At 63.0% G+C, this 12,485-nt stretch carries 9 protein-coding genes and 4 tRNA genes; 3 read left to right on the plus strand and 10 right to left on the minus strand.

The annotated features are described in order from the left end of the window. Nucleotides 1–56: 56 nt before the first annotated feature. The 5 genes from AC04MI_RS19105 to AC04MI_RS19125 form a co-directional block, all read right to left on the minus strand. Complete coding sequence (locus AC04MI_RS19105; RefSeq protein WP_436077130.1) at nt 57–1,040, minus strand: 2-hydroxyacid dehydrogenase; 984 nt, start codon at nt 1,038–1,040, stop codon at nt 57–59. 175 nt (nt 1,041–1,215) lie between these two features. After that, entirely contained in the window at nt 1,216–2,628 is a 1,413-nt protein-coding gene (locus AC04MI_RS19110) for a sodium:proton antiporter (RefSeq protein WP_476498437.1), read from the minus strand. 66 nt (nt 2,629–2,694) lie between these two features. Continuing rightward, nucleotides 2,695–3,915 (minus strand): nicotinate phosphoribosyltransferase, encoded by a 1,221-nt coding sequence (gene pncB, locus AC04MI_RS19115; protein WP_476498438.1) that lies wholly within the window; start codon nt 3,913–3,915, stop codon nt 2,695–2,697. Nucleotides 3,916–4,167: 252 nt separating this feature from the next. After that, nucleotides 4,168–4,650 (minus strand): acyl-CoA thioesterase, encoded by a 483-nt coding sequence (locus AC04MI_RS19120; RefSeq protein WP_099730488.1) that lies wholly within the window; start codon nt 4,648–4,650, stop codon nt 4,168–4,170. Beyond that, complete coding sequence (locus AC04MI_RS19125; RefSeq protein ID WP_436077129.1) at nt 4,647–5,579, minus strand: histone deacetylase family protein; 933 nt, start codon at nt 5,577–5,579, stop codon at nt 4,647–4,649. The genes AC04MI_RS19120 and AC04MI_RS19125 overlap by 4 nt, the downstream gene beginning before the upstream one ends. A gap of 199 nt (nt 5,580–5,778) precedes the next feature. On the opposite strand from AC04MI_RS19125, the gene AC04MI_RS19130 reads away from it, so the two are divergent. From AC04MI_RS19130 to AC04MI_RS19140, 3 genes are all read left to right on the plus strand, one after another. Then, nucleotides 5,779–6,327 carry a phasin family protein gene (locus AC04MI_RS19130; RefSeq protein WP_476498439.1) on the plus strand — a complete coding sequence of 183 codons (549 nt, stop codon included), beginning with the start codon at nt 5,779–5,781 and terminating at the stop codon, nt 6,325–6,327. Nucleotides 6,328–6,710: 383 nt separating this feature from the next. Then, complete coding sequence (locus AC04MI_RS19135) at nt 6,711–7,763, plus strand: extracellular solute-binding protein (protein WP_476498440.1); 1,053 nt, start codon at nt 6,711–6,713, stop codon at nt 7,761–7,763. Nucleotides 7,764–7,882: 119 nt separating this feature from the next. Then, nucleotides 7,883–8,641 (plus strand): 3-hydroxyacyl-CoA dehydrogenase, encoded by a 759-nt coding sequence (locus AC04MI_RS19140; RefSeq protein WP_476498441.1) that lies wholly within the window; start codon nt 7,883–7,885, stop codon nt 8,639–8,641. Between the two features lie 229 nt (nt 8,642–8,870). On the opposite strand, the gene AC04MI_RS19145 is transcribed toward AC04MI_RS19140, so the two are convergent. From AC04MI_RS19145 to AC04MI_RS19165, 5 genes are all read right to left on the minus strand, one after another. Further along, nucleotides 8,871–11,753, minus strand: coding sequence for a bifunctional diguanylate cyclase/phosphodiesterase (locus AC04MI_RS19145; protein WP_436077128.1), 2,883 nt, complete (start codon nt 11,751–11,753; stop codon nt 8,871–8,873). Between the two features lie 210 nt (nt 11,754–11,963). Continuing rightward, a tRNA-Asp gene (locus tag AC04MI_RS19150) sits at nt 11,964–12,040 on the minus strand. Between the two features lie 53 nt (nt 12,041–12,093). Further along, nucleotides 12,094–12,169 (minus strand) — tRNA-Glu (locus AC04MI_RS19155). Nucleotides 12,170–12,206: 37 nt separating this feature from the next. Continuing rightward, nucleotides 12,207–12,282: transfer RNA gene (locus tag AC04MI_RS19160), tRNA-Ala, on the minus strand. A 64-nt stretch (nt 12,283–12,346) separates the two neighbouring features. Continuing rightward, a tRNA-Asp gene (locus AC04MI_RS19165) sits at nt 12,347–12,423 on the minus strand. Between the last annotated feature and the right edge of the window lie 62 nt (nt 12,424–12,485).

Raw genomic sequence — 12,485 nt, forward strand, 5'->3', positions numbered from 1 at the left:
AGCTATCAGCGCATGATTGACTAGCGCATCCGGTCGATTGGACCCAAAATCCCGCATCAACGCAGGGTGGCGGGCTGATTCACCGGCGTGAGCGGCCCCCGCCCGTCAAAGAAGGCAATCAGGTTATCCGCCGCCAAGTTGGCCATGGCGCGCCGGGTCGGCACCGTGGCGCTGGCAATGTGCGGCGTGAGCACCACGTTGGGCACGGTCAGCAGGTCGGGGTGCACGCTGGGTTCACCCTCAAACACATCCAGCCCCGCCGCCGCAATGCGACGCTCGCGCAGGGCCACAGCCAGCGCGGCATCATCCACGATGCCGCCACGCGCAATGTTGACGAGCGTCGCCGTGGGCTTCATCAACGCCAGCTCGGCCGCGCCGATGGTGTGGTGCGACGCGGGCGTGTAGGGCACCACCAGCACCACATGGTCTGCGGTGCGCAGCAACTCATGCTTGCCTACGTAGGTGGCCTTGCATTCGGCCTCCAGCGCGGGCGACAGGCGCGAGCGGTTGTGATAGACCACCTTCATGCCAAAGCCGTGCGCGCCGCGCTTGGCAATGCCCTGTCCGATGCGGCCCATGCCGATGATGCCCAGCGTGCTGCCGTGGATGTCGCTGCCCGCGAACATGTCATAGCTCCACTTGGTCCACTTTCCGGCGCGCAGGTAATGCTCGCTCTCGGTCATGCGGCGGGCCGTGGCCATCAGCAATGCAAAGCCGAAGTCGGCGGTGGTCTCGGTGAGCACGTCAGGCGTGTTGGTGCCCAGCACGCCAGCCGCCGTCATGGCGTCCACGTCAAAGTTGTTGTAGCCCACCGCCATGTTGGCGCAGATCTTGAGGCGCGGCGCAGCGGCCAGCAGTGCGGCATCGATGCGCTGGCTGCCGGTGGTCAGCACCCCGTCCTTGTCGGCCAGGCGCGCAGCCAGCTCTTGCGGGGTCCAGATCACGTCGTCAGGGTTGGCCTCCACGTCAAAGTGCTCGCGCAGGCGTTCCACGATGTCAGGAAAGATCGCGCGGGCGACCAGGATGCGGGGTTTGCTCATAAGTCTTCAATCTCCAAACTATTCGCAACGCACGTCGGCCTATGAAACTGGCGTGGTCCAAGCCAGTGGCCGCCGAGCAAAGGCCGCCCTGCAGCGAGGGCGGCGTCCCCCTTCCCGCAGCGCGCAGCGGTGCGAGAGAAGGGGGAAGCGGCGCAGCCGCTCAGGGGGATGTTCACTATCTAAACCAGATGAAAGTCATGACGATAAAGAGCGGCACCAGAATGCCCCCCGACCACAGCATGTAGCCGAAGAAGCTGGGCATCTTCACGCCCCGGTCTTCGGCAATGGCCTTGACCATCATGTTGGGCGCATTGCCGATGTAGCTGTTGGCGCCCATGAACACCGAGCCCGCCGAGATGGCGGCCAGCGTGGGGGCCAGGGTGGTCATCAGCACGGCCGGGTCGCCSCCKGCGGTGTTGAAGAASACSAGGTAGGTCGGCGCGTTGTCSAGGAACGAGCTGAGCAGCCCGGACGCCCAGAAGTACATGGCCGGGTCGGGTGTGCCGTCTGGCCGCGTGACGGCAGACACCACGGCACCAAACGGGCCATTGACGCCCGCTTTGAGCATGGCAATGACCGGAATGATGGTGAGGAAGATGCCCGCAAACAGCTTGGCCACTTCCTGCATGGGGCCCCAGCTGAACTGGTTGTCTTCATGCACCTGCTTGGGCGTGATACGCAGGGACACCAGCGCAACGATGATCAGGCCCACGTCCCGCACGATGCCGGGCAGCCCCACCTCGGCCCCGGCGATGGTGAACGCCACCTGCGACTTCCACAGGCCGCTGAGCAGCACCAGCGCCACCACCACGCCCAGCAGCGCAAAGTTGGCCTTACCGTCAAAACCGATGGCTTTGGTGTCGGGCGTGGGGTCGRCCCTGAGCACCTCTTCGCGCCGGTGGTAGTACCAGGAATCCATCACGAAGAAGATGGCCAGCAGCGAGCCCACCAAAAAGAGGGTCTCGGGGAAGATGTGGCTCACCGTCCAGAAGAAGTCCACCCCCTTCAGGAAGCCCAGGAACAGCGGTGGATCACCCAAGGGTGTGAGCGAGCCCCCGGCGTTGGACACGATGAAGATGAARAACACCACCACRTGCGCCKTGYKCWTGCGGTTGTCRTTGGCGCGGATCAACGGGCGGATGAGCAGCATCGACGCTCCCGTGGTGCCCATGACGCTGGCGAGCACCGCGCCAATAGCGAGGATTGCGGTATTGAGCGCCGGGCTGCCATGCAGGTTGCCCCGGATGTAGATGCCCCCCGCCACGGTAAACAGCGCGGTGAGCAGGATGACGAACGGAATGTATTCGGCCACCAGCGCATGCACAAAACTCGCGCCCGCCGCGCCCGGGCCAAACACCAGCGCAAACGGCACCAGAAAAGCCAGCGCCCAACCGGCTGCGACCTTACCAAAGTGGTGGTGCCAGAAGATGGGCGCCAATAGCGGCATCAAGGCAATCGACAGCAGAATGCCGGCAAAGGGCACGCCCCACAGCACCGACAGCGCACTGCCGTCAATATCGGCCGCCAGTGCCAGACCCGGCAACGCCGCCAGTAGGCCGGCCACTGCCAGCCCGCGCGAAAATTTCATGGTTCTTGTCTCCGTCTCATTGCTAAAAATCAGGGGACGCAGGGCCATGGCACCTGCGGGGCACGGTCACACCGGCGAAGGGATATCAAACACCTGGCGCAGGTAGGCCAGGTACTTCTCGTCATCACACATGCCCTTACCCGGCGTGTCCGACAGCTTGGCCACAGGCTGGTCATTGCAGCGCGTCATCTTGATGACGACCKGCAAGGGCTCATGGGCAGGCGGGCTGCCGAGGTCATTGGTCAGGTTGGTGCCGATACCAAACGCGAGCTGGCAGCGACCCCGGAACTGCTGGTACAGCTCGATGGTGCGCGGGATGGTGAGCGCATCGCTGAAGATCAGCGTCTTGGTCAGCGGGTCCACGCGGTTCTTGCGGTAGTGGTCCAGCAAGCGTTCACCCCAGGCAAACGGGTCGCCGCTGTCATGGCGGGCGCCATCGAACAGCTTGCAGAAGTACAGGTCGAAGTCGCGCAGGAAGGCGCTCATGCCGTACACGTCCGACAGCGCAATGCCCAGGTCACCCCGGTATTCCTTGGCCCACATCTCGAAGCCAAACACCTGGCTATCGCGCAGCCGCGGGCCCAGCGCCTGGCAGGCCTGCAGATATTCGTGCGCCATGGTGCCCAGGGGGGTCACGCCCAGCTTCATCGCGTACAGCACGTTGCTGGTGCCTGCGAACTGCCCGGGGCCGGCGGGCGCACCTGGGCGGCGGTCCCCGGTACCGAGGCGTGCCACCAGCACGCGCAGCACTTCCTCGTGCCAGGCGCGGCTGAAGCGGCGGCGCGTGCCGTAGTCGGCAATCTTGAGGTCGGACAGGCCCTCGCCCTGCAGCAGCGCAATCTTGGCGTCGAGACGGCGGCGGCCTTCCGGAAAGTCGGGCACCTTCTGCGTGTTGCGAAAGTACACCTCGTTGATGATGGCCAACACCGGGATCTCGAACAGGATCGTGTGCAGCCAGGGCCCGCGGATGGTGATGTCGATTTCGCCGTTGTGCTGGGGCACCACGGTGATGTACTTTTCGTTGAGCTTGAACAGGCCCAGAAAGTCCACGAAGTCGCTCTTGATGAATCGCAGCGATCGCAGGTAGGCCAGCTCGGCATCCTGAAACTGCAGGCTGCACAACGAACGGATTTCGTCGCGGATCTCGTTGGCAAACGGCGCCAGCTGCACGCCGGGGTTGCGGCACTTGAACTTGTACTCAACCTGCGCCCCGGGAAACTGATGCAGCACCACCTGCATCATGGTGAACTTGTASAGGTCGGTGTCGAGCAGGCTGGTGATGATCATGGACAGGGCACGCCTCAGAAACCGCGCACGCTGGGCACGCGATGCTCCGGCCGCAGACCGGACGATAAAGCCGCAAAGTGTAGGCCATCACGGCGCCCGGTGCGCGGCACTGCGGGCGGCGTCAGCCAGCGTTCAGCCGCTGCCGGAAATTCAGGCTGTTCAGGGCCCAAGTGCAAATTGCGCCAGCGCTTGGTGCTATCAAATCAGTGGCAACGGCATGCGGCCGCCGATCAGCCGCCCATCAACGACCCATTAGCCAGGCATGACCAGCGCCTGCAGCACATTGCGCAATGCATCTGGCACCGCCACCGGGCGACGGGTTTCGCGGTCCACGTACACATGGATGAAGTGCCCCGCCGCCGCCGTCAGCGGCTCGCCCTGCGCAAACAGGCCCACCTCGTAACGCACACTGGAGCCGCCCAGCCGTGCGACGCGGATGCCCGCCTCCACCGTCTGCGGGAACGCCAGCGGCGCGAAGTAATTGCATTGGGTCTCGATGACCAGGCCGATGGTCTGGCCCGCATGGATGTCCAGCACGCCCTGGTCGATCAGGTGGGCGTTCACCGCCGTGTCAAACCAGCTGTAGTACACGACGTTGTTCACATGGCCATACACATCGTTGTCGGCCCAGCGTGTGGTGATGGGGCGGAACACGCGGTAGGCGCTGCGCGGCTGCGGAGCCGGGCGGACCGACGCGGAAGAAGCGACAGGAGAGGAGCTGGCGGCAGAGGTCATGGCCGCACATTCTGCCAGCGCTGGTGGTACTGCCAGGCCACGCGCCAAGTGGTGAGCTGCGCCTGCAGCGTGTCTTCCAGGTCGTTACCATAGCCGCCCGCCATCACGAACACCGTGGGAATGCGCCGCTGCCAGGCCCAGTCAAACACCCGCCGGTCGCGTGCCTCCAGCCCGTCGTGGGTGACGGCGAGACGCCCCAGTCGGTCGCCCACATGGGGGTCCGCCCCCGCCAGATAGAACACCAGATCCGGTTTGCAGCGATGGTCCAGCGCCTCCAGGGCCTGGTCCAGGGCGTGCAGGTAGTCGTCGTCAGCGCATCCGTCTGGCAGTTCCACGTCCAGGTCACTCGGCTCCTTGCGAAAAGGAAAGTTGCGTGCACCATGCAGCGACAGGGTGAACACGCTGTCGTCGCCCTGAAAGATATGGGCCGTGCCATTGCCCTGGTGCACATCCAGGTCGATGACCGCCACCTGCAGCGGCCAGCCCGATCCATCGTTCAGGTGATCGGCCTGTGCCTGCCGGGCAGCCACCGCCACATCGTTGAACACACAAAAGCCACTGCCCTTGTCGGCATATGAGTGGTGGGTGCCGCCAGCCAGGTTGCCGGCCACACCCTCGCGCCAGGCGGCGCGGGTGGCCGCCAGAGTAGCGCCCACCGAGCGGCGAGCGCGCTCTGCCATGGCAGGACTCCAGGAAAACCCGATCTCCCGCTGCGCTGCGGGCGCCAGCGTGCCCTGGGCGATGGCGTCGATGTACTGCGGGCTGTGCACGCGCACCAGTGCCTCATCCGATGCTGGCAGGGCTTCTTTCAACAGCACGTCAGGCAGGTGCTGGGCGATCCGGTCGCGCAGCATGCGGTACTTGGCCATGGGGAAGCGGTGACCATCCGGCAAAGGCAACACGAAGTGGTCGGCGTAGTAGGCGTGCATGACGCAATTGTGGCAAGCCGGGGATTTCTGGGTGATCGTGTCTAATTTGCTGCAGTGCAACAAAAAGCCCTTGCAATAGCGCTGCAAGTCCCTAAAATTCAACCCATGCTGCACTGCAACATGACCCAACAGGTCAAGGTCAGCGCAGATGTCTGTGAACCACCCGGCCCCATGGGCCCTCATTTTTAGGAGATATGACATGTCGCTGACCGCAGAACAAATCCTGGCATCCCACAAGGCCAACATCGAAACCCTGTTYGGCYTGACCACCAAGGCYTTCGAAGGCGTSGARAAGCTSGTCGAACTGAACGTGACCGCTTCGCGCGCTGCACTGTCCGAAGCCGCCAACCACACGCAAGCCGTGCTGGGTGTGAAAGACGCACAAGAACTGCTGRCSCTGCAAGCKRGCCTGTTCCAGCCCCTGGCYGAAAAGACCGCYGCYTACAGCCGYCACCTSTAYGACATCGCMYMGGGCACGGGCGCYGAGTTCGGCAAGGCTTTCGAAGCCCAGGCCACCGACGCACAGAAGGCTTTCACCAACCTGGTGGACAGCGCCGCCAAGAACGCCCCCGCCGGTTCCGAAACCGCTGTGGCCGTGATGAAGAGCGCCGTGTCTGCCGCCAACAACGCGTTTGAGTCGGTACAAAAGGCTGTGAAGCAAGCGTCTGATGTGGCTGAAGCCAACTTCAACGCCGTGGCCAACACCGCTGCCAACGCTGCCAAGACGGCCGCTCCCCGCAAGCGTTAATCGCCCTACCTGCGGTCTGGAGTGCAACCTCTAGGCCGTGTTCAGGGAATACCCTGATAATTCAACCCGTGCGCTGCTGACCTTGTCTACAGCGCCTCAGTTGTCTCCTTGGATCCTCTCGAAACCCCCGTTTCAAGGATCCTTTTAAAGCCCGGTTTTACGACCGGGCTTTTTTTTGGCCTGACCACCCACAGGCCGCAAGCGTGAGAACGGGCCCGCGCGGCGAACCGATCTTTTTTACGGTGGTCCGGCATCCACGGCATGCGGCCCTTGCGCCACCTCAAACCCGGACCCGAAATCCGGGCTTTGCGCAAGACATTGATCAAGAATAATTCGCGTTTGCTTTATCATTGACGCAGTTTAAACCCCGAAAGACGCAACCCATGTCGAAGACTGTGAAAGCCTTRCTGAGCGCTTGTGCCCTGGCCGCCGCTGCAGGCGCCGTGCACGCCCAGGAACAAGTGGTCAACCTCTACTCGGCCCGCCACTACTCCACCGACGAAGCGCTGTACACCGGCTTTACCAAGGCCACGGGCATCAAGATCAACCGCGTGGACGCGGACGATGCCGGCATCCTGGCCCGGCTGAAGGCCGAAGGCACCGCCTCGCCCGCCGACGTGAYCCTGCTGGTGGACGCAGCCCGCCTGTACAAGGGCGAGGTCGATGGCCTGTTTCAGCCCATCCAGTCCAAAGTACTGAACGATGCCATCCCCGCTAATCTGCGCAGCCAGCCGGCAGCGGACGGCGGCATCTCGTGGTTTGGCCTGTCCACCCGCGCGCGCGTCATCGTCTACAACAAGGTCAAGATGCAGAAGGCCGATGTGGACACCTACGAAGAACTGGGTGACCCCAAGAACAAGGGCAAGCTGTGCATCCGCTCTGGCTCGCACCCCTACAACCTGAGCCTGTTCGGCGCTGTGACGGAACACATGGGCGAGCAGAAGGCCGAAGCCTGGCTCAAGGGCATGGTGGCCAACCTGGCCCGCCCACCCAAGGGCGGCGACACCGACCAGATCAAGGCCGTGGCTGCGGGTGAGTGCGACATCGCAGTGACCAACACCTACTACCTGGCGCGCATGATGCGCTCCAACAAGCCCGAAGACGTGGCTGTGGTCAACAAGGTGGGCGTGGTGTTCCCCAACCAGGAATCCTGGGGCACGCACCTGAACATCGCCGGCGGCGCGGTGGCCAAGCACTCCAAGAACCAGGCAAACGCCATCAAATTCCTCGAATATCTGGCCAGCCCCGAGGCACAGAACTATTTTGCAAACGGCAACAACGAGTGGCCTGCTGCCAAGGGCGTGGCACTGGACAACCCGGCCCTCAAGGCCATGACCGGCGGCAAGCCTTTCAAGAGCGAGACCATCCCGATCAGCGCGGTGGGTGCCAACACCACCAAGGTGCAGCAGATGCTGGACCGCGTGGGCTTCCAGTAACCCGCCCTGCCCTCAGCCACCTCAAGCCCGGCCTGGCCCGGGCTTTTTTTCGCGTTCAGCACGGCAGGGAGATGCGCCATAATTGACGTTTACGTTAACGTCACTTACTGGAGACAACCATGGACATCCAAGGCAAGGTATTCATCGTCACCGGCGGCGCATCAGGCCTGGGCGAAGGCACGGCACGCATGCTGGCCGCCCAGGGCGGCACCGTGGTCATTGCCGACATGCAGGCAGAAAAAGGCGAGGCTGTGGCCAAGGAAATCGGCGGCGCGTTCGTGAAGTGCGATGTGAGCAACGAGGCCGATGGCCAGGCCGTGGTGGCCAAGGCCGTGTCGCTGGGCAAGCTGGTGGGCCTGGTSAACTGCGCSGGCATCGCSCCSGCCGARAAGACCGTGGGCAAGAACGGCGCGCATGCGCTGGCCCTGTTCAGCAAGACCATCACGGTCAACCTGATCGGCAGCTTCAACATGATCCGCCTAGCCGCTGAGGCCATGAGCARGAACGARCCCGAATCCACSGGCGAGCGTGGCGTGCTGATCTCCACGGCWWGCGTGGCTGCCTATGACGGCCAGATCGGCCAGGCCGCCTATGCAGCCTCCAAGGGCGGCGTGGTGGGCATGACCCTGCCAATTGCCCGTGACCTGGCACGCAACGGCATCCGCAACATGACCATTGCGCCCGGCATCTTCGGCACCCCCATGCTGTTYGGCATGCCGCARGARGTGCAGGACGCGCTGGCCGCGGGCGTGCCCTTCCCCAGCCGGCTGGGCACCCCGCAGGACTACGCCAAGCTGGTGCGCCACATCCTCGAAAACGACATGCTCAATGGCGAGGTGATCCGTCTGGACGGTGCCATTCGCCTGGCACCACGCTGAGCTGGGGATTGAGTTAAAGAGGCATGTCTGAATGCTACTCTTTCAATAGCACCTCAGGCATATTCCTCTAGCGCATGGTGCCTGTTTGGCACAAAAAGTCGTCCACAAGGGGCCCGGAAAGGCCGCAGGACTCCTGAGAGCCAAACACTTTGCTGATGCCCACCCGACCGCCGCGCTCACAACGCGGCGGTTTCGTTGTGGCGGTGGCTTACCTCGGTCTCCCGCCTCCTCAACCCAAGACTGCGTGGCCTTGGGTGAGAAGCCCCTCCAAGTCGGCAGCTGGCACGGGACGGCTGAAGTGGTAGCCCTGCCCGGTGTCGCAGCCCAGTCCCCAAAGCACGTCACGCTGCGCAGCCGTCTCCACGCCCTCGGCAATGGTTTCCAGGCCCAGGCTTTGCGCCAGACCAATGATGGCCCGCACGATGTGGGGCGCGCTGGGGTCGTCGCCCAAATGACGCACAAACGACTGGTCGATCTTGAGCTTGTGTACCTTCAGGCGCTGGATATAGCTGAACGACGAGTACCCGGTCCCAAAGTCGTCAATGGACAGCTGCACACCCAGGTCACAAAGCTGCCGCACGATGGCAATCACCTGCTCTGGCGCATCCATTGCGATGCTCTCGGTCAGCTCCAGCTCCAGCATTTGCGACGGCACCCCACTGTCGGCCAGCGCCCGGCCCACCATGTCCACCAGACCCGGATGGCGAAACTGCACCATCGACAGGTTCACCGCCACCACCAGCTCGGTGTGGCCAGCATCTCGCCATTGCCGGGCCTGGGCCAGCGCAGTGCGCAGCACCCATTCACCGATGCCCAGAATCTGGCCGCTGCTCTCGGCGACCGGTATGAACTCGGCCGGGCTGACGGCGCCCAGCTCGGGGTGGGTCCAGCGCAGCAGGGCCTCCACCCCCACCAGTTGACGGTCCTTCAGCCGGATTTGCGGCTGGTAGTGCAGCGTCAGCTGGCCCTGCACCAGGGCGCTGCGCAGAGCGTTCTCGATGTGCAACACCCTGAGCGAGCGTGCCTGCATGTCTGCCGAGAAGAAGCGGTAGGTGTCGCGCCCCGACTCTTTGGCGCGGAACATGGCTGCGTCGGCGCGCTGCGCCAGGGTTTCAAAGTCGCCACCATCTTCGGGGTACATCGCAATACCGATCGATGACGTGACCACCAGCTCGTGGTGCTCCAGCTTGCAGATGCGGCGCACCTGTGCCTGTAGCTCGTCGGCCACGTGGGCTGCCTGCTGGGCATCGGTGAGCGGCAGCACGATGACAAACTCGTCCCCGCCCTGTCGGGACACCGTGTCCTCCTCGCGCACCACCGACTGCAAGCGGTGCGCAATCTCGATCAGCAACCCATCACCCACCTGGTGACCCAGCGAGTCGTTCACGTTCTTGAAGTGGTCCAGGTCCAGATACAACAAGGCAAGCTGATGGCCGCTGCGTTGGGTCAGTGCAAGGGCCTGGCTGAAACGGGAGGCGAACATCGTGCGATTGGGCAAGCCTGTCAGTGCATCAAAGTTGATCAGCTTGCGGATGCGCTCCTCGTCACGCCGACGTTCCGTCACGTCTTCCTGTACAGCTAGGTAGTGGGTGATGCGGCCCTGCTCGTCGTGCAGTGGCGAGATGATGGCGGACTCGTTGTATTCGCCTCCGCCCTTGCGCCGGTTCACGAACTCGCCGCGCCACGGACGGCCTGACGTCAAATGCGCCCATAGGTCGGCATACACGCTGGCTGGCGTGGCCCCTGCGCTGAGCAGGCGCGGGTTGCGGCCTATCACCTCCTCGGGGCTGTAGCCCGTCGTAGCGGTGAACGCAGGGTTCACGTATTCGATGTTGCCATCAGCGCCCGCAATGAAGATGGAATTGGGCGCCTGCTCCACGGCATGGCGCAGCTTGCGCAAAGTATCGAGCGTCTGAACGCGCTGCGTGATGTCACGCGACAGCACCACAAAGTGATCGTCCGCTTCATCGTCCATCACCTTGCGCGCCACAGACAGCTCAAACCAGTGCTTGCCATCAGGCAAGTCCAGCGCGTACTGGAAGTCACGGGCCAGGCCCTGGTCAGCCGCCGTATTGATTGCAGCCTGCGCTACCGCTGCGGCCGCTGGGGGCAAGATGTCGTGGATAGAGCGGCCCACCACCTCGCTGGCAGGCATCAGCAACAGCTCGGGCTGGCGCGTATGGATCTGCACGTAGTGGCCATCGCGGGTCACTTCGAACATCAGGTCGGGCACTGCATCCAGCACAGCGCGCATGGCTTTGTCGGACTGCTTGAGCACCCGATACGGCGCCTCGATGGTGCCCACAAAGATGGCCCGGTAGAGGTAGTAGTACCCCACCACCTTGTATATGTGGCCCAGCAGATTGAATGGATCGGTAGCGATGATGTAGAACGTGAAAAAGAACTCGCTCAGGGCCATCACCCACACTGCCGCGAAGAGTCTGGCCACATCAAAGGCGGCACGCTCCCGCGCCCAGTGCAGCAGCACGCCCAGCGATGCTGCATACAAGGCCACCACGCCATACTCGGAGGCGATCTTGAACCGCGTGAGCCCGTGGGCGTCGTAGGTCTGCGGGTACCACTGAGGAAACCAGAACACAACAGCATGAATGGCGGCCACTGCCGTCAATACCAGCGTCAGCACCACAAATCTGCCAGGGCCGGGTGCGGCCGCATCGCCAGGCACGCGCCAGTGCAGCGTCACCGCAGCCAGGAGCGTCAGCGCCCCCAGGTATCTGGCGGGCAACCAGAAATTGATGCCTTTGGCTACCGAGTTGGACGTGATGTAGTCGGGCATGCCGGCGAATGACAGCATGTGCGAAAAATCCAGGACCGCCACGCCCAGGAAGCCGCAGGCCAGGATGAGCACGTTGCGCTGCGGATTGAGACTGTGCGCCTTCCACCCCACCGCAAACACCAGGGCAGACACTGCAATGGACAGCGTCTCCAGCACTTGGTGCAACGTGAGGTAATGCCCCACCCGCTGTGGGCTGGCCACCGAAAAATAGACCCACGCTGCGATCACCCCACCGGTTAACAGGGAAAGCACCGGCGCCACGGCTTTGAAGCTGGCCAGGTGCTGTGGGTGGATCTGCAGCCGAATAAGGTTCATGGGCGCTGGATGGATCTGTGAGGACCGCCTGAGCGGTATGGCGGCGTGGCCGGGTACCGACGATTCTTGCACAGGCCCCACCACTTGTAACAGGTCGAATCCCAGTAGCGGTCCCCGCCTCACGCTGCTTGCACAGCCTGCCAGCGCAGGGCGCATTAGAACAAGGCATAAAAAAACCGCTGCAGCCTTGCGACTGCAGCGGTTGATATCTGGCGGAGTGGACGGGACTCGAACCCGCGACCCCCGGCGTGACAGGCCGGTATTCTAACCAACTGAACTACCACTCCTGGCAGGCAGCTTTTCGCTTGTATTTATCAACACAAGCCAAGTGCTACAAACTTGGCGACCCYACGGGGATTCGAACCCCGGTACTCACCGTGAAAGGGTGATGTCCTAGGCCTCTAGACGATRGGGTCAAAACCTTGGAACTAACCGAAATACCACTAACAAATTTGGTGGAGGTAAACGGGATCGAACCGATGACCTCTTGCATGCCATGCAAGCGCTCTCCCAGCTGAGCTATACCCCCAAACTTCTTTGGCTTATGCCAAAGAAAAACCAGTGCACCCAAAAGAGCTGCAAAGGCTTATGACTGGCGGAGTGGACGGGACTCGAACCCGCGACCCCCGGCGTGACAGGCCGGTATTCTAACCAACTGAACTACCACTCCTGGCAGGCAGCTTTTCGCTTGTATTTATCAACACAAGCCAAGTGCTACAAACTTGGCGACCC

This window comes from Acidovorax sp. LjRoot204, assembly GCF_056175785.1.

What these genes read in the sequence shown, in the direction of transcription:
- AC04MI_RS19105 (WP_436077130.1), bottom strand. Translation starts at nt 1,040, where the DNA reads ATGAGCAAACCCCGCATCCTGGTCGCCCGCGCGATCTTTCCTGACATC.
- AC04MI_RS19120 (WP_099730488.1), bottom strand. Translation starts at nt 4,650, where the DNA reads ATGACCTCTGCCGCCAGCTCCTCTCCTGTCGCTTCTTCCGCGTCGGTC.
- AC04MI_RS19125 (WP_436077129.1), bottom strand. Translation starts at nt 5,579, where the DNA reads ATGCACGCCTACTACGCCGACCACTTCGTGTTGCCTTTGCCGGATGGT.
- AC04MI_RS19145 (WP_436077128.1), bottom strand. Translation starts at nt 11,753, where the DNA reads ATGAACCTTATTCGGCTGCAGATCCACCCACAGCACCTGGCCAGCTTC.